We start from the raw sequence: 25,280 nt of genomic DNA on the forward strand, positions 1-25,280 counted from the left end.
TGATTGGTCTAAGGGGAGTTTTGTAGCGTAAATATTTTTTATTTTCCCCATCTTCCTCTGCCAGATATCTATCTCCATAACTCTGATATTACGCTATTCCGGCCCGGTAACCAGCTTTGGGCTTTTGAAACGAAGGCAATAGGAGGCGGATTTTTCCCGTTTGAATGAACTGGACGAAAATAAGGTACCCAGGGAATTGCGGAGATAATGTAATCAAAATCAAGGAAGTTTGCTCAAAATGGCGGAACTTGCTGAGGTTGACAAAAAAATCAATTCCCAGGGTGCGAATCATACGAGCTGGCAGCGTGTTTTTGAATAAGTAACGAGTTTGCATCGATTAAATCAGGCTTACCTTCTTTTATTTTTATAGCTACCATGAACAAACAACGTTTATTTTTCCATACCTGGCTTCCGATGCTGGTGATGGCGTGTTACCTAATGGCTTGCGGGGATGGAAATGACCCAAAACCCACCGAACCTGACCAGCATCTGGTACAGGCGGAAACCGTAAAAACGCTGACCAAAGAAGAAGTGGCTAAAGCGGTAGGTTCAAATCCCGTGTATCAGGCTATGGTCCGCTACGGCGTTACTGCGTATCGAATTACCTACAAAACAAAAGATACGGATGGCAAGGAAATTCAGGCCTCGGGAGCTCTGGTTATTCCAACCCTCGGACAGGGTGCCAGTGGCATACCCATGATTAGTTACCAGCACGGTACTTTATCGAGCGAATCGCAGGCTCCTTCCAACTTTGGTTCGGGTACGGATTCCCAGTTAACGACCCTGATGGCTTCGTTGGGTTACGTAGCGGTGGCCCCTGATTATATTGGCTACGGGGTTTCGAAAGAGCTGGCCCATACCTACGAACATCGGCAGGGTCTTTCGCAGGCTAGTCTCGATTTCCTGCGTGCGGTAAAGGAATATTTTGCCAAGAATAATACAGGCATCTGGGACAAGCGTCTGTACCTAACGGGTTATTCTGAAGGAGGCTATGCGACGATGTCTTTACTAAAAAAGATCGAGGAAGAAGCGGGTAGTGAGTTTAATATACGGGCGGTTTCAGCAGGTTCGGGAGCGTACAATAAAACGGCCTTCATGAAGTCGATTATCAATGAAACTACTACGACTAAAACCGTTGGTTACAACCGTTTATACGCCTGGGTTTTATTGACATATAATCGTATTTATGGTTTGAATCGTCCCGCCAGTTATTACTTTAAAGAACCGTACGCTTCACAAATTCCGGCGACCGTTAAACACGTAAGTGATCTAGGTCAGTTAACGATTAGTACCAATATTACAAATACGTTCACGGACTCATTTAAAAAGGCGGTTAACGACGGTACAGAAACCGGTTTCCTGAACGCGGTAAAAGATAACGACGTTTACGACTGGAAGCCCAAAACACCGCTCTGGTTGTATCACGGAACGGCGGATGATCTTGTACCTTTCTTTAATTCCCAAAGTGCGGCCGAAGCAATGGCGGGCCGTGGTGCGACAACTGTACGGTTGTTCCCAATTCCCAACGCGAATCACGAAGGGGGGGTATCGATCTACGCAGCGGGCACGGTGAGCATGCTCAGTACCTATCCCTAAGCTAAAACGCTTTCATAAAAAAAGCCGCTTTCATGAGTTGAAAGCGGCTTTTTTGTGGCTTAGGGTTAAGGCATCTTTTGTAGACGCTCCCAGCGAACTTTCCAGCCTTTGGGTAATCCCGGGTTGGTTTGTGTATTCCCATCAAAACCGGCACACAGTGCAGCAGCGGCAGTAAGTAGTCCGCCATTTCCGGGCAGGTAAATCCGTAAGCGGCCGTCCTGAAAATTATGACCGTTGGGCAAATAGGTATTCTTCTGAACGGGCATCAGCAAGGCTTCAATGGCTCGTTCGGGCTGGTACAGACGAATGGCCGTCAGGGCCGTTAAGGGAAAATCCCAGCCCCACGTATGATCCCAGTTCCATTTTTCCCAGATGACGTCAAGCGTACGGTGCATGGTTGACGAATCCGTACCCACCTGTAAAGGCATCATACCTAAGGCCCCCAGTACCGCCGGGTGATCGATCATGCGGTCGGGATTGGTATACGAATCGGGAGCACTTTCCGTCGCCAGATACACGTCGTCTTTTTGGGGTAAAGGCGAAAGTTTTTGCAGCACGTCATCCCATTCTTTGTTACGGGAAAGCTTTTGTCGTTCCCGCCACTGCTGGGCGGTTTCCAAGGCCCAACGCCAGTACGCCAGCTCAAACGTGGGGTTATACGTCTCTTCGGGTTTAAAACATTCCTGAGCCGGAATCAGCCCTTTGCCCAGTACGTAGCGGTCACCTTCTTTTGTGGCATACGAGGCCATAAATTCCGCCGTTTGATCAACCAGTTCCGCGTACTTTTTTAATACTGCCGGATTCCTCTGGTTTCGGTAACATAATTCAGCCAGATAAATGAAATGCGGCTGTTGCCAGATTAGGAAGGACCCTACTGACGAAGGCGTTTCATTGCCTTCCGGATCGGTCATTTTTTGCCAGCGTACGCCCTGGTACCCCTGTCGCTGGGCAATTGCCCGGGCTTTTTCGACCGTTTTCTGATACCAGTCCAGGCTTTTCTCCATAAGATCAGTTCGACCCCATAAGGCAAAATGAACGCCGTGCCACCAGTGCATTTCCAAGTGCGGCTTCCCGTACCAGCTATTGTACGTAAGGCCCGTTTCCTGAGGCGGCATGGCCTGCGTACAGTTAATTTTGGTCAGGTACTGGGAAAGAATAATGCGTCGTTCGAGTTCCTTCGCCCGGGGGTCGGCAGTGCCTGAAAAATCGATCGCTGCTCCGGAAGTCCAGAATTTTTTCCAGTCGTTGCTACTGCTGGTTTGCGTTTGAACAAAACTCGGAGCCGTACCCGTCTGAGTCGTAAAAAGACAGCTAAGGCTAAGGCTCGGTTCCGTACTACTCAACAGAAATTCGTGGGGTTGAGCGGCCTGTAGCGTAGCTTTTCCCGCCCAGTTTAGGAATACAGAATAACGATCCTGATCCAGCTGATGTTCGATCTGAGCCGTAGTGGCCGCTTGTTTGACGATACGCGAGGTATGCTGATTGGCGTGCGTATAATTCGCTCCAGCATCCACAAATTGATTGGTTGGGTACGGAAACTGCAGGCGAACTTTCAATCGATTTTGAGCCAGTAAAGGCGACTGAATCCGAGCGGCGACGGCATCCTGCGTCTGGTGGCCGTAGGTTAGTACATCCACGGGTGTTCCTTCCAGTTCAAAATGACTTTTCACGGCCCCCGTCCACATATTCAGTTCCTGACGAATAGTTGTTAGATCACCGGGTTGAGCTTCTGAACCGTCCTTCTTCAGTAGTACCAGTCCCAGATTTCCCAGTTGCAACCGATGCGGATTTTGCCGGACGAAATCGACCGCCTGTTTCTCACGGGTGCTTGTACCTCTTTGAACGGCATACATCACCTGACGGCCCTGATGTGGATACGGTTTCAGCGACTCCTGAAGCGTATAGTTTTCAGTATTGGGAAAGCTGTGCCAGCCCCACTCCGACTGCGTACCCAGTGGTACACCCTGAGCGTAATACGAAGGAAAGGTTTGTAATCCGGTGACATCGACAGTAAAGGCGAAACTACCATTTCCCACCGAAACGGAAGCCAGCGTATCCATCTTTGTAGTAATGACCGAATGCCGCTCCACAAGAGCTTTACGGTCAATACGTTGGGCAAATAAAGAACAAGGTAAGAGTACGAACGTCCAGAGGTATTTTTTCATCAGTCCAGCGATTGGCTTGACGAAGAGACGATGAAGGAGTCGGATTGCCCTGTAGAAATGATATTCAAGATAAGTGAAAGTGATAAAATAAAGGGTAAGCAAAGCTGCTTACCCTTTATTTTATTATTCACAAGAGCAATCGTCATCGTACTCTTGCTCTACTCCTCTTAAAGAACTTTTATAGTTATCAAAATCTGTAAAAGTACCTTGCTGAGAAGGGAGAACAATAGTTTCTTGCCAAATGACTATGTTTTTTTCCTGGTCGTATTTGGCCTCTACTTTAACTTCGTTTCCTTCTCTATTGACAGCCTTAAGAGATTTTCTACCTTTTTGACAAAAATATTGATTAGCTTCAGCAGCCATATATTTGATCTAATAATTAATGATTAAAAATTTTTGACAATAGAATAACATGCTTTGAAATTCTTTTCAGAGCATGTTATTCAAAATAAGAAATCATTAATTATTTAAGATCCACACATCTCACATCCGTCCGGATCATCCAGCGAGCAGGCAATCGCTGCCTTCGCGTCTTCTTCGGACCATTTCATGGGCTCTACTTCTTTCGTAGCCAGAGCGGCCTGAGCTTCTGGCGTGGCCAGGTAGTTCATGGCTTTTTCGTGAACGGTTGCCGTGCTGGGCTGAATCGCGACCTGAGCCTGCGTTTCCACCGTAAACTTGATGGCGTCGGCAGCAGCTTTGGTACGCAGGTAGTACATACCCGTTTTCAGTCCCCGCTCCCAGGCATGGAAGTGCATGGACGTGATTTTACCGAAGTTGGCATCCGTCATGTGAATGTTCAGCGACTGGCTCTGGCAAATGAATGCTCCCCGATCGGCTGACATATCAATGATGGTTTTCTGCTTGATTTCCCAAACCGTCTTGTAGAGTTCTTTCAGGTTCGCCGGGATTTCAGGGATATTCTGTACGGAACCGTTCGCCGCGATGAGTTTGTTTTTCATCGTTTCGTTCCACAAGCCCATTTTCACGAGGTCACGCAAGAGATACTTGTTCACGACTACGAATTCGCCGGAAAGTACGCGACGTACGTAGATGTTCGACGTAAATGGCTCGAAACATTCGTTGTTACCCAGAATCTGACTTGTCGAAGCCGTAGGCATCGGAGCGACCAGCAGGGAGTTACGAACACCGTGCGTTTTTACTTTTTCACGCAGCGATTCCCAGTCCCAACGATTAGATGAAGGCTTCACGCCCCACATATCGAACTGGAAGATACCTTGTGAAATGGGGCTACCCGCCCAGGTTTCGTACGCACCGTATTTCTGAGCCTCTTCCATCGAAGCCTCCATGGCTCCAAAGTAGATGGTTTCGAAAATGTCTTTATTAAGCTGACGGGCTTCTTCGCTTTCAAACGGCATACGCAGTTGTACGAAGGTATCCGCCAGACCCTGTACGCCTAAACCAATCGGACGGTGACGTTTGTTCGAACGCTCGGCTTCGGGTACGGGATAATAGTTGATATCGATGATTTTGTTGAGGTTACGCGTAGCAACTTTCGTAATCTCATACAGTTTTTCGTGGTTGAAACGCAGGAATCCATCCTCACCTTTTTCCACAAATTTGGGCAGGGCCAGCGAAGCCAGGTTACATACCGCTACTTCGTCCGCTGCCGTGTACTCGATGATTTCCGTACAGAGGTTTGAAGACTTGATCGTACCCAGGTTTTTCTGGTTCGACTTGCGGTTCGCGTGATCTTTGAAGAGCATGTAGGGCGTACCCGTCTCAATCTGAGATTCCATGATCTCAAACCAAAGATCCTGAGCTTTTACCGTGCGGCGGGCTTTGCCTTCGCGTTCGTATTTTTCGTAAAGAGCTTCAAATTCGTCACCGTATACATCTGACAAACCGGGGCACTCGTGGGGGCACATCAATGACCAAACGTCATTGTCTTTCACCCGCTTCATGAATAAATCGGGTACCCAGAGAGCGAAGAATAAATCGCGGGCCCGGAGTTCTTCTTTACCGTGGTTTTTCTTCAGTTGCAGGAAGTCAAAAACATCGGCGTGCCAGGGTTCAATGTACATGGCGAAAGAACCCTTCCGTTTTCCACCTCCCTGATCGACGTAACGAGCCGTATCATTGAATACCCGAAGCATCGGCACGATACCGTTCGAAGTACCGTTCGTACCCTTGATGTAGCTACCCGTTGCCCGGATGTTATGAATGCTCAAACCAATACCACCAGCTGACTGCGAAATCAGAGCACACTGTTTCAGCGTATCGTAGATTCCGTTGATACTGTCATCCTGCATGGTGAGCAGGAAGCAGGAAGATAACTGAGGTTTCGGCGTACCGGCGTTGAAGAGCGTTGGCGTCGCGTGCGTAAACCAGCGTTCAGACAGCAGGTTATACGTTTCAATCGCCGATTCAATGTCATTACCGTGAATACCGATAGCCACCCGCATCAGCATGTGCTGCGGACGCTCGGCAATTTTACCGTTGACTTTCAGTAAGTACGACTTTTCAAGCGTCTTGAAACCGAAGTAATCATAACCAAAATCACGATCGTAGATGATGGTAGAATCAAGCAAGGCTGCGTGCTTCTTCACTACGTCGTACGTTTCCTTGGAAATCAACGCAGCATTTTCGCTCGTTTTAGGATCGATGTAATGATACAGCTGCTTCATCGTCGCCGAAAACGACTTCTGCGTGTTCTTATGCAGGTTAGAAATAGCGATGCGAGCCGCCAGCGTCGCGTAGTCGGGGTGACGCGTAGTGAGGGAGGCGGCTGTCTCAGCGGCCAGGTTGTCAAGCTCTACCGTATTTACGCCATCGTAAATACCGGACACGACCTTCATGGCTACCTCGATGGGTTGAACAAAGGCGGGATCTAAGCCGTAGCACAGGCGTTCGATCCGGGCAGTAATTTTGTCAAACTTCACCGATTCGCGTCGGCCATCTCTTTTGATAACGTGCATATTGTCAACGAATTAGAAGATAGATGAAATGACTCTATTTCTGAATTGGATGGATATATTAAGCTGAAGCCTTACCCGCAGATGGGTACATCTTAAAAACTCGGACCAATAGCTTCAGTGGAGGATACCAGTAGTTGGCGATGTATACTTTCTGAATGTGAAATTAATGTTAAGTCGCCAATAACTTCTACTCGGGAAGGGTAAAAAAAAATATAAAAAATAAAGTTCATTCAGAGCCAAAAAGTTACCCTTTCGAATGATTGTTCGTATTTGGATTTACGTTTGATAATGCGTATACGAAGAATATTTTTATAGAATAAAAAAGAAAACATCGGGACAACCTTTGTTACATTCCCAAAAGATGATTATTTTTGCGGCCTATTTGTGCAAAGATCGTAACTGACTAACAATCAATATAATGGCTAAAGCAGATATTCATCCTGAGTACCGCGAGGTGGTATTTTGGGATCTTTCCAGCGATTACAAATTCCTGACCCGCTCTACGTCTACGACGAAAGATACGGTTGAATTCGAAGGCAAAACGTATCCTGTAGTGAAAGTCGAGGTTTCTTCACAATCTCACCCTTTCTACACCGGCAAAAACGTACTGCTCGATACGGCTGGTCGCGTTGATAAATTCAACAAACGTTACGGCAAGAAATAGTCTTTGTTCCGTACCGACCGTTCAAAAAGAGAATCCTGCCCTGAGCAGGATTCTCTTTTGCTTTATATGCCTGTCTTATTTCGTTCTGGGCTTAAACTCCCAGATTTTTCCAGGCCCTTTCTTTCCCTCGCTCGAAAGGAAGAGGGTACCATCCGGGGCAAAACAGATGCCTTCGGGCTGTTCGAATACCTTCGGGTCCAGTTTTTCGATGGCTACAAAATTGCCGCCTTTCCGGTCGAGTACCAGTAATTTGTGTCCGACTGAAGCGAGAATGTACACTTCCTTGGTTTGAGGATGCGTCGCAATGGCCGAAGGTTTGAACTCCGTATCTTTCCCCGTCAAACCGACTTCTTCGAAACTTTTCTTCCGTAAGACGATTCCTTTCCAGGAAGCATTTTTCTGCTGATCGTAGAAATACACGTACCGCTCGTCTTTGGCTTTTTTGGTTTCCTTGGCTGCTACAAAAAACCAGCCAGTTTTACTATCAAACGTCAACCCTTCCACTTCGTTCTGACCGGGTAACTGAAGATTAAAGGTTCGCATGCTTTTGGATTCACCACTAATGACGCCACCGGGTAAGTACGTCTGATTGAGCGTGAAAATGAAAAGTTGCCCGTCGCTTCGCAAGACGTAGAATTTGCCTTCGTGGTAAACAATATCCTCGTAGTCGCCAGCATTGCCCCAAATCCGCTGTTCGGTCATTTTTCCGGTTTGGTAATTAATCAAAAAGAGATCGCCCTGTTCGTCGTTAATGGCCGCCAGCTGACCCGGTTTTACGTACGTAATACCCGAAATTTCCTTTAAAACCGGGGGAAGACTCGAAACTTTGACGGGATGTTGCAAGTCGTAGTCCAGCGGCTTGAGCGTATGGGCCTGTACCGCGACGGTTTCCTTCGTTCTTTTTTTCTTTTTTGGGTGACTGGCAGGCGGACAATAAGCTAAAAGCCAGAAGGCAACCCAGCAGAGGTGCCGTTTTCATAAGGGTTGAATGCATCAGAGGTAAACTAGTTTGGGTTAAGCAAAGCTACTACTCCGTTTTGTGGTCGGAATGGCCGAGGGATTTTTCCGGAGCAATCAAATCCCGTACCTGTTGTTTTAGGGTTTTGATTTCGGGGAAACCACCGGCTTGCTTGCGGTCAAAAATTTCCTGCCCGTTCAGGTAGATTTTGAAAGTACCGGAAACTTCAGCCGGACGCAGACCAACTTCTCCCAGCTCTTCCCAAAACGTCGTCAATAATTCCTGAGCTAGCCAGGCCGACCGCAGCAACCAGCCACAGCGAGGGCAGTATTCAATCGTAAGAATGGGTTTCATGGATTCAAGCTTAATTAGTGGATAAACGAACTACGGAACGGCATCCGTACTTTGGCAAATCTTAGCATCTTTCCCGTACATTCCATCAATCTGCAGAATTTTTGTGCCAACGCATGTACAGACCGGACAACGAGGGGAAGTGCTGGCCGCTCGCTTCCTGGAACAAAAAGGGTATGAAATTGTCGCTCGTAACTACCGGGCCGGACGGGCGGAGGTTGATCTCATTGTACGTCGGGAGCAGTGGCTGGTTTTCGTCGAAGTGAAAACCCGTACCAATCTGAAGTTTGGTTTTCCGGAAGCCTTTGTATCTGCCCGAAAAGAAACGCTGCTACGACAGGCCGCCGATCAGTACGTCTATGAAACCAACTGGCGGGGACACCTCCGCTTTGACGTAATCGCCGTGGTAATGACGCGGAAATCAGAAGAGCTGGTACATTTTGAAGACGTCTGGTAATCATCCAGAAAAAGGGTAGCAAAGGTTTCTTTTCTTCTTTTGTAAAAAAACCTCTGTTCTTACTCTATGAAAAAAGTACTGCTTTCCGCTTTATTGAGCGTTTGTTCCTGTATGGCTATGGCTCAGAAAACCTACGAAGCCAACTGGGCCTCCATTGATTCACGGCCCGTTCCGAATTGGTTTGAAGACGCCAAGTTTGGCATTTTTATTCACTGGGGACTATTTTCTGTACCTTCCTACGCTCCAACCGCCCGTGATGGCATGGGCGTCTACGATCAGTATTCGGAATGGTACTGGCAGAAGTGGCAGGACGCCAAGAGCAAAACTTCACCGCTGTTTCAGAAATTCCATAACCGCGTGTATGGAGCAGACACCAAGTATCAGGACTTCGTCAAAGACTTTAAAGCCGAATTTTTCAAGCCGGACGAATGGGCAAAGGTTTTTGAGCAGGCTGGTGCGAAATATGTTGTACTGACGTCGAAACACCACGAAGGCTTTACGCTCTGGCCGAGTGCTCAGGCCTGGAACTGGAACGCCGTAGACGTAGGTCCGCACCGCGATTTACTGGGTGATCTGACAACTGCCGTCAAGGATAAAGGCTTGCACATGGGCTACTATTATTCCCTGTACGAATGGTACAACCCCTTGTACAAACAAAGTGTGAACCGCTATGTAGACGAGCACATGATACCCCAGTTGAAAGATCTGGTAACCCGCTACAAACCTGATGTGGTGTGGACGGATGGCGAATGGGACCATTCATCGGAAGTGTGGAAAAGTACGGAGTTTCTGGCCTGGCTGTACAACGAGTCACCGGTGAAAGAATCCGTGGTGGTCAATGATCGCTGGGGAAAAGAAACGCGTTCAAAACACGGGGGTATTTATACGACCGAATACGACCTGGTACATTCAGGTAATGCCGATAATACGAAGTTTACGCACCCTTGGGAAGAATGCCGGGGAATCGGCGGTTCGTTTGGCTACAATCGGGCCGAGATTCTGGAAGATTATGCGACGTCAGCGGCGTTGGTACACATTCTGATCGAAAAAGTGGCTCGCGGCGGCAATCTGTTGCTGAACGTCGGACCCACTGCCGATGGCCGTATTCCCGTCATCATGCAGCAACGGCTGAAAGACATGGGTGATTGGCTCAAAGTCAACAAAGAGGCCATCTATGGTACACGAGCCTGGGACAAGGCTCCCGCGTTCAAGAAAGGTACCAAACTGTTTTTCACGCAGAAAGGAAAAGACCTGTATGTATTGACGACGGAATGGATGGATAACCTTTCCATCGATGGTATTACTAAACCACAAAGTGTCTCTCTGCTGGGTTTTAAAGGAGCGGTGAAAACGAGTATGAAGGGAAATCAACTGACAATCGCGGCTCCGAACGTTACGCCTGCTACGACACCCTGCCAGCACGCCTGGATATACAAGCTCGAAGGAGCAGCCCGATAACTTGCGGGTTTCAGAAAAAAAGGCTGGACGGGAAGATCTTCGTCCAGCCTTTTTTCGTGAATAGTTAAGCGACCCTTCGTCTCAATTCCAGACGTTTATCCAGCCACTTTTTGGGATGATGTTGCCAGTAGGTTTCTAGCCCCGTAAACACCAGCAGCGTAGATACCGTACCAATAATCGAACCTACGTAGATGTCCGCTACGAAGTGCTGGAATAGGTACACGCGGGAATAAGCCCCCAGAACGGCCAGAAATAGAAATAGCCAGCCCCAGCGTTTGTTGCTCACCAATAAGGTAAGCAGACAAAACAAGGCAAAAACGGACGTTGAATGCCCCGATGGAAAACTATTGACGCTGTGTAAATTCAGTCCGTCGACGGTATGAAAAACCCATCCTGAGTTTTTGTAAAAAGCACTGGGACGTAGTTCGCCCGCGAAAAGGCTGTGTTTCAGTAACTGCGTAAACAGGCCAGCAATTAGTAAGGATAATACGCCAGCCAAAGCCCATCGGTACCGAACAAACACCAGGCCAATGACAATGCCAAAACCCACGGCTCCGTCCGCGAGATCGGTCAGGTAATAAAAGAACACATCCCAGAACGGATGATTGACGCCATTAATCCACCGCATCAATACTGTTCGATCCAGCTGAGAAAGCATACTGCCGACGACAATAAGCAGCAAGGCATACGGCAGGAAGAACGAATAATTCTGTCGGATCAATCGAAAAAGCATGCGAAGGGGTCGTGAAGAGTTGTTGGTTAGTAGTTGATCGTTGTTGGTTAGTAGTGCCTTGGAAAGGTCGGCATACCTGATGGATGATACAGGGCAAAGTAACCGAACCTTTCAACTAATAACCCTCAACTACTAACGAACAACTTAAATCTAATTATCCATTTCATTTTTATACTGCTCGAAGGCACGGAAAATGGCTTCGGCAAGTTTGTCCTGTCCGGCGTCACTGGCAAGGAAAGCCTCTTCGGTCGGATTGGACAAGTAACCCGTTTCAATCAGTACAGAAGGTGTGGCGGTGGTCCAGAGTACCAGCAGTCCGGCCTGTTTTACCCCTCGGCTCACGCGGTCCGCTCTTTTAAAGGCCCGTTCTACCTTTGAGGCAAAATTCACACTGTTGGCCAGATAAGCATTCTGGTAGTTTTCCAGCATGATTTGGCCCAGGGGAGAATTGGGATCGAATCCTTCGTACTTCTTTTCGTAGTTCTTTTCCTGGAAAATTACGGCGTTTTCGCGTTTCGCTACGGCCAGGTTTGCCTCCGATTTGTGTAACCCCATCACGTACGTTTCCGTACCGTAGAAATCCCGGCGAGTCGCGGGCAGAGCGTTGGCGTGAATCGACATGAACAGGTCCGCTTTGTTTCGATTGGAAACGGCTCCACGTTCGTGCAATTCGACAAATACGTCCGTTTTACGGGTAAAAACGACCTTGACGTTGGGGTAATGTTCTTTGATTTTTTCTCCGACGGCCAAAGCAATCGGCAGGACTACGTTTTTTTCCCGCGTACCATTTTTGCCAATCGCTCCGGGGTCTTTTCCACCGTGACCGGCGTCAATGACAACGGTACGAATCGCGTCTGCTTTAGGGTTCGCGACGGGTGGCCTTTCGGATACCGTATTCTCCTGGAAACTGAATAAAACCAAAACCAGCCCTAGTACGGGCCATACATTAACACACTTTAACGGGCTTTTTTCACGCATGCTTCTGAAGGTTGGGACAGTTACTATGTATTTTTGCCCGACAAATTTAAAGGAAAATGCGAGTCACTGACCGATGAAGCATGATTCAGTCGCCGTATCTTCGCTTCTTAAATTCGGAACCGGGAATTTTTAGTTTGTTCGTTAGCAATCAACTCATACCAACGCCAAAAGTTTCCCCGATAGTCTGCTGAAAGGCCAGAAACATGAACATTAAATTCCAGGACCGTTGAAGAACTGTTTTCTTTTGATCTTTTTTGTGATGCTTGGTGTTGTGCAGGCCTGGGGACAGCGTCCGGGATCAAAACGCATGGCTCTTCCCTTTGGCCGGGTCCAACGCCCCGTACAACCCGATTCACTAAAGCCGCTCGCTCCGGCCGATTCCATCCGTCTTTCCAAAGCCGATTCCCTACAAGATGAGAGTGATTTGAAATCTCAGGTGGAGTATTTCGCCAGGGATTCAACGATTATGACGACCGACGAGAAAGTAGTAGAGTTGTACGGAGATGCCAAGGTCGATTACGAAGACATTCACCTGAAAGCCGACTACATCAAGCTGAATTGGGAAACCAACGAGGTATACGCCATTGGTCGGAAAGATTCAACGGGCAAGGTAATCGGGGAGCCCATTTTCGAGCAGGGGGCCGATGCATACAATACCAGCGAAATTCGCTATAACTTCAAGACACGGCGGGCCGCTATTAAAACTATCGTTACCAAGCAGGGCGAGGGCAACGTACGGGGAAAAATCGTTAAGAAAGACAGTTCGAACAACTTCTTTTTACGCGGAGCTTTCTATACGACCTGCGACTTACTGCATCCGCACTATGGCATTCAGGCTCCAAAAATCAAACTTGTACAGGGCAAAGGTGATAACAGGCAGGTCATTTCCGGGCCTTTTAACCTGGTGATTGCTGGCGTACAGTTGCCGCTGGGCCTTCCGTTCGGATTCTTTCCTTTTTCAGAGAAGCGAAAATCCGGCTTCATTCTGGGTAACTACGGAGAGGAACCGCAAAACCGGGGTTTTTACCTGCGGGATTTTGGGTATTACTGGGCCGTGAACGATTACCTGGGTCTGCGATTTACGGGGCAGCTCTACTCAAAAGGCGGCTGGGGTGCTGGTTCGCAGGGAAATTACATTAAGAAATATCGATACAGTGGCAGTTTTAGTCTGATTTACAACCACAATAGAGCCGGGGACGAAATTGGCCCAAACCGTACCATTTCAAACGACTTCAGTGTGCAGTGGTCACATACGCCCCAGACGCTGGGTCGGCCGTATAGTTTCTCGGCTTCGGTAAACGTCGCCAGTAGTAATTACCTCAACAACAACGAGCAAAACCTAACGAGTCAGACGGGTGGACTAGGCCGATACCAACAGAACGTGTTTGGATCTTCGGTACAATATTCGCACAACTTTGGGCAGTATCTCCAGACCAGTGCCAACGTACGGATCAACCAGAACGTAACGACCCGGGCGTTGACCATTGGAGGGGGCGTAACGGCAGCGGTAACCCAGTTTCAGCCGCTGCGACGGAGAAAAGCCGTAACGCCAGCCTGGTACGAATCCTTCCGTCTGGGAGCTAACCTGTCGAGTACGGTAGATATTTCCAACAATATTCAGCCTCAGGTAATTAGTAACAGTGGTTTCGCCGGTGAATTCCGGATTGCCAACTACATCCCGGATACCCTGAATACCCGTACGACTTCAACACCTGAAAATGCTCAGACGCGGGTATTGTCCGGAAATATTCCTTTCAATCTCGAGAACTTACCGACCATTTTAAAAAATAGTCAGGTTACCACCACCTTTTCGATTCCTATTTCCTTACCTAACTTCAAAATTGCCCGTAACATCAACGTTACGCCGGGCGTAAGTTTACAGGGAAACCTCTATACAAAACAATATTCTTATCGTTACATAAGCCCTGGAACGCCCCTCGAATCCGTACGGGCTGGCTTTGTGTCGGATAGTGGTGGGGTTGTCGTGGATACCATCAGCCGTTTATCGCCGGCTTACACCTACTCTACTTCCTTAGGGATCAATACGCGGGTATATGGAACGTATTACTTCAAAAAACTGGGTCGCCTGGAAGCGATCCGGCATACGTTTGCCCCTTCGATCAGTTTGAGTTATACACCCGATCTGTCGAGTAAGTTTTACCAGCGAGTACAGATTAACGAGCGGGGGGATCAACGTTTGCTTTCTAAGTTTTCGGGTTATAGTGGAAGCATCGGGGCGGCGGCGGCAGCCAGTTTCAGTTTAACCAACCAGCTGGAAATGAAAGTCAGGGCCAAGTCCGATACGGCGAAGGAGGCCTTTCAGAAGATTAATATCCTTGATAACTTCGGGCTATCGGGTAGTTACAACTTCCTGGCCGACTCGTTTAATCTCTCCAATCTGTCGCTAGTGGCCAATACGGTCATTTTGAAAAAGTATAACATCAACTTTGCCTCCACCTTTGATCCGTACGACGTTGTACAGGATGATTATCTGCTCAGTGGCCGAAGGGTAAATCGTCTAAAAGTGGCTTCCGGCAAAGGCTTGGCCAGTCTGCAAAGTATGACCATTGGGTTTAGTACGGGCTTTAAAGGCGGGCAGAAAAATAAAAAGGGCCAGCAGCAGCAACAGCCCAAGGAAAAACCCGAAGGCGTGAGTGATGCAGAAATGCGGTTTATTCAATCGAATCCGCAGCTGTATATCGACTGGGATGTTCCCTGGAATGTGAACCTGAGCTATAACTTCAGCTATACGAAGTACGGCCTGGGCCGGGCCCAAACGTTCCAGACGTTAAGTATGAATGGTGATATCAAACTAACCGAGAAATGGGCCATGACCTTTACCACGGGCTGGGACTTTGTACTGAATGCTCCTTCGCTGACGAATATTGGCCTGACGCGTACCTTCACTGCTGGGAGGCCTCGTTTAACTGGACGCCGATTGCTCAAAATCTCCGGGGTGGGAACTACAATTTTGAATTACGCGTTCGGTCTGCTATGTTGAAGGATCTCAAGCTCTCCCGCCGTCGTAGCTTCTACGATCAGGGGGGTGGGTTCTAAGTCAACAGAAATAGTCTCCGTAGCTCAGTTGGTAGAGCAATTGACTCTTAATCAATGGGTCGCAGGTTCGAACCCTGCCGGGGACACGGTAACAATAAAGCCCTTACGGCATCTAACCGTACGGGCTTTATTGTTTACCTGAGTACCAGAAAATCGCGTTGTCTACAGTCCATTTGAGTGATACCATTCACCGTGCATGAAAAAGTACTGTCAAGCTATAACGGCGATTAAGATCATGGCCTAACTTGTTTAGATACAGGATGTTAGCTCTTTATAGATTAAAACACGTCTTGAATATATTATAAAATGTTAATTATTTAGCAACTTACTTATTTAATCAAGCAGATATAAAGCTTCATATTAACAATCGCTATACCTAGTCAGAAAAATAATTAATATAGGCGTTAGTACTTAGCTTACGTCTATGACGTATATAAAAAATATTTAACTTAATTAATAAATACTTTTTGAGTATAAAGTATTAGTAGATAGTGCTAGTTAGTGGGTGTAATTTGTATATACGTTTAAGCTTGGACACGTTTTGTATTGGAAAATAGGCGTAATCTGAACCTTTACCTCTTATTATCAGAATATTAAGTTTCTATGTTTCTCCTGTTCCTGTTAAGCGGACTGAAACAATAAGCAGCTTTTTCTCCTATCTAGTCAGTATAAAAGTTACTATAATTTAATGTATGCTTACTAGGGTTGAATCAAAAAAACTTATACTTTTGTACACATAGTAATGACCTGCCTTCTTCATTACTTACAGTATACACTAGCCAGCAGAAATGATTGTTAATCTAGAGTATGGTTAGCCCGCCCTAAGTATATTCTGCCGAGTAAAACCTTTTTAGCTCAACTGAAATAACCCATAGTACTTATGTGAAGAAGCCGTACGTCTTCATCGTAAGCGTATTCTGTGCCCACATCATTTAAAGTAGCTGTATTTTTTAGCGAATAGCAGTGCCTTTATCCTTCTACAGGCAGGCTACGTTGAGGCTATGTGCTAATCTCAGAACGGAATGCTGTAAAACAGAGGCTTTAACGATTGACATGGTGACCATACGGCTGCTTTCATTGCCAAATATCCGCTCCAAAACCGGAATCTATGAATAACCTATCCTCTGTTCTACCCACCGTTTTTACTGCTCATCGCCGGGTCGTGCATCGTTTGCGTAGCTCTAAAAGTATTGGTAGACAAATATTAGTTATCACTGGTTACGATTATTTTCTGACCAAACGGGATATCAAACGACTAATGCCTCAATACGAGGAAATCGTTTTAGTGCCCCGCCATACCGACGCTGAGTACCTGACTAATGACGTATTACACTCCCTCCTGAATTGCTATCAGGAGTTTTATTTAGTAGCTAATCCTAACCACGACCACCAACATCAGGTTATTCATCAGCTAATTATTCGGGAAAGTAAGGTCAGTAAGGTCAGCACAGTAGCCGATTTTTGTAAGAACCATTTGCAAAAAGTATACATCGCTGAAAATGCGGAGGAATTAACCTGGCCCGATCAGTTGCCCCCATTCCGGCCGGAAGTACGAACGTTTAAGAAAGCTCTGGATGTGGTTACTTCATTGGGTTTTCTAACCCTTACGTCTCCACTGTGGCTATGGAGTGCCTGGAAAATAAGGCAAGAATCGCCTGGACCCGTTCTGTATCGGCAAAGTCGCGTTGGGGTGGCGGATGAGGAGTTTCAATGCATTAAATTCCGCTCCATGCGACTGGATGCGGAAGCCTCCGGGGCTCTTTTTTCAAGCCGCAGGGATACCCGAACTTTTCCCTTTGGTGCTTTTATGCGAAAGATACGTTTGGACGAACTGCCCCAGTTTCTGAACGTACTGAGAGGAGAAATGTCTTTGGTTGGACCTCGACCAGAGCGACGGGTATTCACCCGGAAGTTTGAGGAGCAAATCCCGCATTACGCCAACCGACACGTGGTTAGGCCTGGAATTACAGGCTACGCTCAAATCTGCTACCCGTACGGAGCCGGAGCTAGAGACGCCCGCCATAAGTTGATGTATGATCTGTATTACATTGAACAATGGACGCTCAGTCTGGAAATGTATATTTTATGGCGAACCTTCATTACCGTAATAACCAAGCAAGGATGTTAGTTCGCTAACAACCCGATGCATGAAACCTGTTTTGACTTCTTCCTCCAGAATTTGAAAACCCTTTTATTGTTATGACCGAAGAAACCTTGAGAATTGTTCTGATTTTACTGGTAGCTTTTGTGATTACGGGGTTAGAAAAACGAAAAAGCCGTCAGAAATACCTGTCCGTAAATCCGTCTACTGCCCGATATACCTTACTGAACCGCCGTAAATCCCATGCCAGACGTACGCAGAAGATGCCGAGGCAATTGCAAAACCAACAAGTGCCAATACCGTGTTTAAACGAAGCATCTGCCGTATTGAAATAAAGTATATCGAAGACAGAGAAGTGTCGCATAACGGCGTATGCAGGGTATTCACGATAAGCCCTCCGGCCAGTGATCAAAGATTGGCGAAAGACAGGATCAGGCCGGATGGGATGGACGTTGCAGCTTTAATCCTGAATTGAGAATGAGGCTAAAACTGCGTTTAGCCCGTCATTTCGGCTATCTAGCCCATAAACCTTACTGTCCATAGAATAAACCTCCTAAAAACATACCTTAACGGTACTTTTGTACCATAGGTTTAGAGGTTATGGTTGAAACTCTTTCGCGATTCGCGGAAGAGTTTTTAGTTTGTACATGTCCCGTAAGGGCATAAAGAAAGCACTTATCTTGGGGGATAAGTGCTTTCTTAAAAGAAGCAATACTTACAAGTTCATCAGCGATTCGCGACGACGCATCTTGCCTGCGGGAATCCCAAACATCATTTTAAAGCGACGGCAGAAATAGGCCGTGTCCTTGTAGCCTACTTCGGCACCAATGGCACGAATACTCTTCTTCGACGTACGCAGTAAATTTACTGCCGCTTCCATCCGCTGGTATTCGATATAGTCCTGCGGATTGATACCCGTCAGCATCTTGAAATACTGGCCGACGTAATCTTCAGAAACGTTGGCTACGTTGGCGAGTACCTTGTTGGACAGATCGCCGCCAATGTTATCCTTGATATACGTAAAAATGTCGATCAGACGAGGATCTTTGAAATACGTACTGTTGGTAGCTAATTGCTCCACAAACAGACGGTGTTTCAGAATATACCGAATGATATTGATGACGATCTCTTCCGTCTTGATTTTGATAATACGACCCCGACCTGCTTCGTCCCGAAAATCTTCCGCTAGAATCTCTTTCAGAGCGTGAGCCAGCGATTCCTCCCCTTTAATAAGGAAGGGCGGTACGTCCAGAGAAGTAAAGAAGTTAACGGAATCGAAAACCTTGGCTTCAAACGCTACCAAACCAAAAGAGTGGGGTAATTTCCCAATCTCGGCCGGATCCCGACGCGAATCGAAATACCGTTCGCGGAAGGTGAGAAACTCTTCGTTTGAGATAGCCTTTGGATTTTCACTGCTACCGTAGGTAATATTCAACGACTTGCCGCCGGGGATAAATAACATATCACCGGGTTCGGCTAGGGTTCCTTCTTCGCCAAATGACACTTCACCGTCGTATAAAATCAACAGTGAGTTTTCGATGTCATAAAAATTCTTGATTCGGATGGCTTGTTGCATCCGAATATGCCGGGCCTTGATAAATCGGACGCCCAGCGACTCAATGATTTTGTTGTAATCTTCCATTGCGATGGGGTAAGGCCGGTGTTTTTCGAAAGTCTGGCCTTTCTAAAATTAGGACAAAACTAATAATTGTATTTTTAAAAGCAAATTGGACAAAAAAAATAAATTTGATTCGAAAACCGCGTTTCTTTAAAAAGAATGCCCGTTTGTAGAAACAGAAATTTAACACGGGGGGGAGGGGGGACTATCTATTTTTTGTATTTAGCAGGTTAAAAGCTCTTTTTATGGGTTTCGGGAAGTAGACTAACCAGGAATTCTCAGAGACGAAAAATTAGTTTAGGAGCTAAGGCAACCCCATCAATATACGTTGACAAAAAGGACTTTTAACTAGTGGAAATACGACCCAGAAGCGTTTCCCACGAACCTTGATGGCTTCGTTTGGTCAACAGTTTCCTGCCGAGCCTGTGAAAATAGATCATTTGAGTGAAAGAGAAATAAAAATAAAAAATTGGTATGTCAGCATACCAATTTTTTGACAGAAGTAGCTATAAAGCAACGCTTTAGCTTACGATACTTTAGAAAGTAATAATGAATCAATCTTTAGCTATTGATGAAGATTTTGTGAAGAAAAAGTACAATTTCACTCGGAAGTGCAGGCTTTCATTCAATGAACATCCATTCGGCGAGGACGTTTATGGAATAGTATATTGGATTGAAACCTTCACATAGTATGACTCAATACACCCCTTCTGAATGTTTAGTACAATTATTGGTAGAGAATGGATTTCGAGAAGTAACCGAACAGTATTTTCCCCATAGTCATGTTCGGCTGGAGCTAAAGGGTGAATCCTACCACCCAGCTTATTTTCAACGGGCCTTTCGCCATGGTACGGGCACGGCACTGCTGATTCTGAATTACCTGACCATCCGAATGATTTACAAATCGTATGTACTGGTGGAAAGTCGTCGTCTGACAGAAGACGAAGCCCAAACCATTATCGCTTTTTGCAAACTCCCGGCCAAGCAACAGGGGATTTTATCCCGCAAAATTTCAAATCTTACGGATTTACAGGCCGCTTTGCAGCAACACCTGACAGTGCCCGAGCCTCGACTCAGACCTTATCTGGTACGCTAAAGAAGGGAAAGCTCCCCACCCTTTCAATTAAGGGTTGGGAGCTGTTGTATTTTGCGTAGCTTTAATAACGACCCGATGGTTAGGACGCAGGTCTACGTTCGTTTTCGACGTAGGAATGCAGCCAGGGCAGTTGGCCGTCCAGGTAGCGGGATCATCCCAGTTACCTGATTGAGCTGATGTGTAAGAGGTAATTACTTGTACGGGTTTGCTCGTCGTAGCCGTACAACCGTAAATGTTCGTAGCCGTCAGGTTATAAGTTCCTGTTTGAGCCGCTGAAACATCAGCCATCTGAATGGTTTTCTGGGTAGATGTGTAGCCGTTAGGACCACTCCAGCTATAATACGGAGCATCGCCAGCCGTCAGTCCGAGGGTGTGGCCCGCTGAAAGTGGTGCATTGCCTGTAATGGTTGCAGCAACGGTACCCAGCGAAGCAGGAACCACGATACGCGGCGACATAATCACATTGCCATTGCCATCGCTTGCTTTCAACTGATACGTACCGGCCGTAAAATCAGCTGAGTTACCCGATGCTACGGAGTTCACGCCGTTATTGTTTAGCGGATTTACCCACGTATACGAAGCCCACCCGTCTTCGCCTTTTATCCGCATTTGTGTGCTGCTCAGGCAGGAAGGATACAGGCGAGCCGGAGCCAGAGCCGCATAGGGCGTAGCTAAAGTTTGAATAGTAGCGGCATCCAGAGCGTCAGCCCAGGCCTTGGCTAGCAGTACCAGTCCCGGACCTTTGAAGTGAACATCTACTTCATCGCGGTTATCGGGACCGTGAATATCGTCCGTGGCTGGCCCGGCGAAGATTTGTTTAGCAGGATTGACCAGAGCGTTCTGAGCACTAATAATTGTCGGATTGTTGACACTAGGACCGGAGGTGTTCGTGCGGTCAAAGTAGCGACTGGCCCGGGAAATGACCCAGGGAAGATTGGCTTTGCCGGAATGCGAGCGACTGGCTGCAATGACAGCGTTCCAGTTTGCGATGTATGTTTCCTGCGATGTATTGGCAAAGTTATCCGTTTCGCCTTGGTGGAGTAGCACGGCCCGTACGCCATACTGAGAAGCATAATTATTCAAACTAATCCGCAGGTTTCCGTAGGGTTGACCTTTCGGATAGGGATAACTAAAAACAGGGTTCAACGCCGGGTCTTGCGAAGGATCAATACTCGTGAGCCAGTTGACACTGCCCGTACCGGACCAGCCTCCCTGGAAAAACGCCACCGGAACTTTCCACCGTTCCACCAGCAGATCGCCCAGTGCTCCCCAGCACCAGGCTGAAAGGCCAAAAGGAGCCAGTTTCGTTGTCGCATCCAGGTGAACAAATTCGGGAGTAGCTACCTTGTCCTTCACATTCGAATAGCTCCAGGGACCCCATTGGCTTGGATCGTTCAGATCCGGATTCTCTGCAATTTTATAACCGATGCCCACGGCACTCACCTGATCGTAGGTTGCCGATGGCCCCGTATTGTTAGGGTCCGCAATTCCGGTTGCATTCGACTGGCCGGCAATTACGAAGACTTCACCAACGCCAACTTTTGTCAACGTAGTTTCCTGCCCAAGCAAAGAACCGTTCTGATAGGCCCGCACCTTGAGATCATACCAGCCTCCTTTGGCTGTAACCGAACCCTGAAAATAACCGTTGGAAGGACTACTGGTGGTATTGCCGGGATAGGTCCACAGGGGTTGCCACTGGGTATCGACGGCATTATTAGGACCAATCGAACCACCTGCCGGAATGGGAACCAAGCGTACCTCAATCCGGTCTACTTTTTCCGTATAAACACCTGCTACGTGTACAGAAGCCTGATTCGATAAATCACGCTGAAAAACGGCTCGCGTGGTGGGAAAAGTAATGCTTAACTGGGCGAAACTCTGGTAATACGTAAAGAGGAAAAAAAGCAGACTAGCTAATCTGTACAAATGTTTCATAAAGGACAAACCGGTAAAATGGGCGGGTAAAAATAACGACAAACATGTAAAAAAAACAATTTACTCCAGACGAATAATTTGTTTTTCCTGTAGTAATTCCATTTGATGATAACGCAAATATAGTTGGGCTAGCACTACAACATCTTCCCGACAATACTGAGCAATGGAAATCAAATTATTTTTATGATAATACGTTGTATTTACTTCACTTCCGGAAAGCGTGTCCTTACTCGAGGGAATATCAAATAAAGCGGCCAGTAACTCCAGGCTCGTATAATTTTTAAAATCGCCGAATTTCCAGTAATCCATCGTATCCAAATGCGGGGAGTCGTAGCGTCTCCAGTGGGTATTCCATAGAGAGCGGGGGATCGGTATACCGTGAATCATCATCCGCCGACAGAGATACGGATAGTCAAACTCCCGTCCATTATGAGCACAGAGAATCAGTTTACGAGCGTACCGCTTTTCTACCAGTGTGCAAAACTGACGAAGTACGCTGGCCTCATCATGCCCGTGAATGGTACGAACCCGAAAGGTAGCCTCATCTGCCTCCCAATGGAAGAAGCCTAATCCGATGACGATAATTTTACCGAATTCGGCGTAAACGGCGGCTCGATCAAAGTAAAGTTCTGCATCGCTGGGCCCCTCGGTACTGCGAAGTCGATCCGCTTTTCGTAACCATTCTTTTTGCAGCCGTTCGGATACTAATTCCAGCGAAGATTCGCCCGAAACAGTCTCAATATCAATGAATAAAAGATGTCTGGCCGTAGATTGAAATTCAGCTGCATTCATGAGGAAATACGAAGGTACACGTCGAAAGTAACGAAGAAAACAATCTCCTCCGTGCTGCATTGAGCAAACGGTAACCGATGAATTAACTACAGGTATACGCACAAAAAAAACGCGGACTTTACCACCGTAAAATCCACGTTTATAAGAAAAAAAGGGAAAGCTTATTCGTGCAGAATACCTTCCTGAGCTAACTGATTAATTTGAATCAGATTGGCTTCGTCCAGGCTACCCGGTACGAAAATAAACCGCTTGTCATAAATCTGATTATCGATGAAATAACTCACCCAGTATTCATTCGTTAAATGAAATACTGAGGAATCAATGGGTTCAATCGGCTGATGACTATGGGCAGGGACTTCCTGAAAAAAATGGCGTAACGTTGATGTTTCCTGAGCTTCTTCACCCTGATGTTGGGGTTTACTATAGCCACGGGAAGTTACAAAAACGTTTTGAATGGCTTTGTCATTACGGTTGAGTAAGTAGACCCGCCAGGCAGCTTCATTGAATTCGTTCACTTCACGGGCTATGGCTACTTTTACCCCTTCTACGGGCAAAAATGGAATGTCTTTTTTCATGGGAATGAATGGTTTTATGGGTTACTCAAACGGTCGGCATGGTGAGCGATTCTTCGACAAAAACCATTTCGAACAAATCGGCCAGATGAGCTTTTAATCGCTGCGAAACTTCCTGGAAATCGAGGGAATGGCCCAGCTCTTTCGCCAGGGAGGTTACTTCTTTTCCCTCCAGACCACAGGGAACAATATACTCGAAAAAAGCAAGGTCATTATTTACATTCAGGGCAAAACCGTGCATGGTCACCCAGCGGCTGGCTTTTACGCCCATTGCACAGATTTTCCGGGGATTCTTCTGTTCGACGTAATCCAGCCACACGCCCGTCATTCCCGGAATGCGACCCGCCTCCAGTCCATAATCCGCACAGGTACGAATGATGGCTTCTTCCAGCATTCGCATGTACCAGTGAATATCGGGCTTGAAATTATCCAGATCCAGAATGGGGTAACCTACTAATTGACCCGGACCGTGATACGTAATATCCCCGCCCCGGTTGATTTTGTAGTACTGAATGCCGAGCTGTTCCAGCTTCTGTTCATCCTCCAGCAGATGTTCGGGTTTGCCACTTTTACCGAGCGTAAATACAGGCGGATGCTGCACAAAAAGAAGGTAATTATTCGTGGGCAATTGCTCCGCTACTGCGGCCTGCCGATTCTGAACCTTACGGGCTACGGTAGCGGCTAGCAGCTCTTCCTGGGCGTCCCAGGCCGACTGATAGTCCCGAAGGCCCCAGTCCTGAAAAATCACTTGCTTATTCATGAATACACTTAAAATTCATTCTAAAGATAACAAGAAGCCCGTACATATAATTCCCTGCTTGAGTCTAAGCCCCTTGTCGTTAAAAAAGTAATGCGATGCACCCAAAGAAGCTTTGAATGCATCGCACGTATAGTGAAGTAACAAATCTAAAGTTTGATCGGGTTTGAGGTTTGAACGTTAAAAGGCTAAACCTTTCAACGCTATGAACGAAAACCCGTACAGGGGTCTTACTCCTTACGTAGGCGGTTTTAACCCCGCGTATCAAAAAATTGACCGTTTTGCAGGAATTCCTGCCAGTCGGTAGACGGTGTTCCCGAGCCGTACCGAACGACTTCGCCCAGTACAATCACCGCTGGATTGGTCAATTTCTGCTCCAAAGCTAACCGGGGCAATTCCTGAGCGGTACCAATGGCGGTTCGTTGTTCGGCTGTTGTACCACTTTGCAGAATGGCTGCGGGTACATCCGCCCGGCCCATCTGAACGCAAAGGTCCGCAATTTCCTGAAGTTTGTTCATGCCCATCAGGACGATAATCGTAGCCGTTGAGCACAGGGCCAGACAGAGGTCGCGGGAAAGCGATCCATCCGTCTTCGTACCCGTAATGACCCAGAAGCTTTCACTCACGCCACGAGCCGTCATGGGAATACCCGCGTTGCCGGGCACGGCCAGAGCCGAAGACAATCCGGGTACGTAATCCGTTTCGATACCAAACGGGCGGGCATAGGCCAGCTCTTCCTGACCCCGACCAAACACGTACGGATCGCCCCCTTTCAGGCGGACTACATGTCCCGCCGCAAACGCTTTTTCTACAATCAGTTCATTGATCCAGTCCTGCGAATGGCTCTCGCCGGGGCGTTTGCCGACGTAAATTTTCTCCGTTTCAGCCGGGCAGTGTTCCAGTAAGACGGGATCAATCAGGGCGTCATACAAAACCACGTTGGCATTCCGTAGAGCCTTGACTGCTTTCAGCGTAATTAAATCGGGGGCACCCGGTCCTGCTCCGACAACGGTCAGTTTAGGGTTCGTTTTTCTGCTCATGCGTAGTAATCGC

The 25,280-nt window shown here is 47.2% G+C and carries 21 protein-coding genes and 1 tRNA gene; 9 read left to right on the forward strand and 13 right to left on the reverse strand.

Going from position 1 to position 25,280, the window contains the following annotated elements; genetic code table 11:
• Nucleotides 1-375: 375 nt before the first annotated feature.
• Nucleotides 376-1,596, forward strand: coding sequence for a S9 family peptidase (locus BWI97_RS08925; protein WP_094814384.1), 1,221 nt, complete (start codon nt 376-378; stop codon nt 1,594-1,596).
• 65 nt (nt 1,597-1,661) lie between these two features.
• Here the strand turns inward: BWI97_RS08925 and BWI97_RS08930 are convergent, their stop codons facing one another.
• From BWI97_RS08930 to BWI97_RS08940, 3 genes are all read right to left on the reverse strand, one after another.
• A complete protein-coding gene (locus BWI97_RS08930) occupies nt 1,662-3,761 on the reverse strand; it encodes a hypothetical protein (protein ID WP_102200783.1) in 2,100 nt (699 codons plus the stop codon).
• A gap of 123 nt (nt 3,762-3,884) precedes the next feature.
• Entirely contained in the window at nt 3,885-4,124 is a 240-nt protein-coding gene (locus BWI97_RS08935) for a hypothetical protein (protein ID WP_094814380.1), read from the reverse strand.
• A 104-nt stretch (nt 4,125-4,228) separates the two neighbouring features.
• Nucleotides 4,229-6,700 carry a ribonucleoside-diphosphate reductase subunit alpha gene (locus BWI97_RS08940; protein WP_102200784.1) on the reverse strand — a complete coding sequence of 824 codons (2,472 nt, stop codon included), beginning with the start codon at nt 6,698-6,700 and terminating at the stop codon, nt 4,229-4,231.
• Between the two features lie 418 nt (nt 6,701-7,118).
• On the opposite strand from BWI97_RS08940, the gene BWI97_RS08945 reads away from it, so the two are divergent.
• Nucleotides 7,119-7,364, forward strand: coding sequence for a type B 50S ribosomal protein L31 (locus BWI97_RS08945; protein ID WP_094814378.1), 246 nt, complete (start codon nt 7,119-7,121; stop codon nt 7,362-7,364).
• Nucleotides 7,365-7,439: 75 nt separating this feature from the next.
• Here the strand turns inward: BWI97_RS08945 and BWI97_RS08950 are convergent, their stop codons facing one another.
• Entirely contained in the window at nt 7,440-8,207 is a 768-nt protein-coding gene (locus BWI97_RS08950; protein WP_158242725.1) for an SdiA-regulated domain-containing protein, read from the reverse strand.
• A gap of 184 nt (nt 8,208-8,391) precedes the next feature.
• Entirely contained in the window at nt 8,392-8,676 is a 285-nt protein-coding gene (locus BWI97_RS08955) for a SelT/SelW/SelH family protein (RefSeq protein WP_094814374.1), read from the reverse strand.
• 103 nt (nt 8,677-8,779) lie between these two features.
• On the opposite strand from BWI97_RS08955, the gene BWI97_RS08960 reads away from it, so the two are divergent.
• Nucleotides 8,780-9,130: a YraN family protein gene (locus BWI97_RS08960; RefSeq protein ID WP_094814372.1), complete on the forward strand. Its 351-nt coding sequence runs from the start codon at nt 8,780-8,782 to the stop codon at nt 9,128-9,130.
• A 66-nt stretch (nt 9,131-9,196) separates the two neighbouring features.
• Nucleotides 9,197-10,588, forward strand: a complete 1,392-nt coding sequence (locus BWI97_RS08965; protein WP_102200786.1) for an alpha-L-fucosidase — start codon at nt 9,197-9,199, stop codon at nt 10,586-10,588.
• Between the two features lie 64 nt (nt 10,589-10,652).
• Here the strand turns inward: BWI97_RS08965 and BWI97_RS08970 are convergent, their stop codons facing one another.
• Together BWI97_RS08970 and BWI97_RS08975 are read right to left on the reverse strand one after the other, a co-directional pair.
• The gene (locus BWI97_RS08970; RefSeq protein WP_102200787.1) at nt 10,653-11,321 is read right to left on the reverse strand and encodes a phosphatase PAP2 family protein; all 669 of its coding nucleotides are present in this window, start codon (nt 11,319-11,321) and stop codon (nt 10,653-10,655) included.
• Between the two features lie 150 nt (nt 11,322-11,471).
• Nucleotides 11,472-12,299: an N-acetylmuramoyl-L-alanine amidase gene (locus BWI97_RS08975; RefSeq protein WP_102200788.1), complete on the reverse strand. Its 828-nt coding sequence runs from the start codon at nt 12,297-12,299 to the stop codon at nt 11,472-11,474.
• Between the two features lie 307 nt (nt 12,300-12,606).
• Between BWI97_RS08975 and BWI97_RS08980 the strand changes: the two genes are divergently transcribed.
• From BWI97_RS08980 to BWI97_RS08995, 4 genes are all read left to right on the forward strand, one after another.
• Nucleotides 12,607-15,300, forward strand: a complete 2,694-nt coding sequence (locus BWI97_RS08980) for a putative LPS assembly protein LptD (protein ID WP_233207792.1) — start codon at nt 12,607-12,609, stop codon at nt 15,298-15,300.
• 69 nt (nt 15,301-15,369) lie between these two features.
• A tRNA-Lys gene (locus BWI97_RS08985) sits at nt 15,370-15,442 on the forward strand.
• A 1,022-nt stretch (nt 15,443-16,464) separates the two neighbouring features.
• Entirely contained in the window at nt 16,465-17,484 is a 1,020-nt protein-coding gene (locus tag BWI97_RS08990) for a sugar transferase (protein ID WP_102200790.1), read from the forward strand.
• A 71-nt stretch (nt 17,485-17,555) separates the two neighbouring features.
• A complete protein-coding gene (locus BWI97_RS08995) occupies nt 17,556-17,792 on the forward strand; it encodes a hypothetical protein (protein WP_102200791.1) in 237 nt (78 codons plus the stop codon).
• Between the two features lie 380 nt (nt 17,793-18,172).
• On the opposite strand, the gene BWI97_RS09000 is transcribed toward BWI97_RS08995, so the two are convergent.
• Entirely contained in the window at nt 18,173-19,099 is a 927-nt protein-coding gene (locus BWI97_RS09000; RefSeq protein ID WP_094814356.1) for an AraC family transcriptional regulator, read from the reverse strand.
• A gap of 667 nt (nt 19,100-19,766) precedes the next feature.
• Here BWI97_RS09000 and BWI97_RS09005 point away from each other — a divergent pair.
• Entirely contained in the window at nt 19,767-20,171 is a 405-nt protein-coding gene (locus BWI97_RS09005; RefSeq protein ID WP_094814351.1) for a hypothetical protein, read from the forward strand.
• Nucleotides 20,172-20,198: 27 nt separating this feature from the next.
• On the opposite strand, the gene BWI97_RS09010 is transcribed toward BWI97_RS09005, so the two are convergent.
• The 5 genes from BWI97_RS09010 to cobA all read right to left on the reverse strand — a co-directional run bounded on the left by BWI97_RS09010 (nt 20,199) and on the right by cobA (nt 25,267).
• On the reverse strand, nt 20,199-22,106 hold the full coding sequence (locus tag BWI97_RS09010) for a sialate O-acetylesterase (RefSeq protein ID WP_102200792.1): 1,908 nt from the start codon (nt 22,104-22,106) through the stop codon (nt 20,199-20,201).
• Nucleotides 22,107-22,166: 60 nt separating this feature from the next.
• On the reverse strand, nt 22,167-22,898 hold the full coding sequence (locus BWI97_RS09015) for a 3'-5' exonuclease (protein ID WP_094814392.1): 732 nt from the start codon (nt 22,896-22,898) through the stop codon (nt 22,167-22,169).
• A gap of 161 nt (nt 22,899-23,059) precedes the next feature.
• Nucleotides 23,060-23,473 carry a hypothetical protein gene (locus tag BWI97_RS09020; RefSeq protein WP_094814346.1) on the reverse strand — a complete coding sequence of 138 codons (414 nt, stop codon included), beginning with the start codon at nt 23,471-23,473 and terminating at the stop codon, nt 23,060-23,062.
• A 25-nt stretch (nt 23,474-23,498) separates the two neighbouring features.
• Nucleotides 23,499-24,230 carry a lipoyl(octanoyl) transferase LipB gene (gene lipB, locus BWI97_RS09025; RefSeq protein WP_094814344.1) on the reverse strand — a complete coding sequence of 244 codons (732 nt, stop codon included), beginning with the start codon at nt 24,228-24,230 and terminating at the stop codon, nt 23,499-23,501.
• A 248-nt stretch (nt 24,231-24,478) separates the two neighbouring features.
• A complete protein-coding gene (gene cobA / locus BWI97_RS09030) occupies nt 24,479-25,267 on the reverse strand; it encodes a uroporphyrinogen-III C-methyltransferase (RefSeq protein WP_102200793.1) in 789 nt (262 codons plus the stop codon).
• Nucleotides 25,268-25,280 lie beyond the last annotated feature (13 nt).

It is taken from the genome of Siphonobacter sp. BAB-5405 (assembly GCF_002872335.1).
In the GTDB taxonomy this organism is placed as follows: domain Bacteria; phylum Bacteroidota; class Bacteroidia; order Cytophagales; family Spirosomataceae; genus Siphonobacter.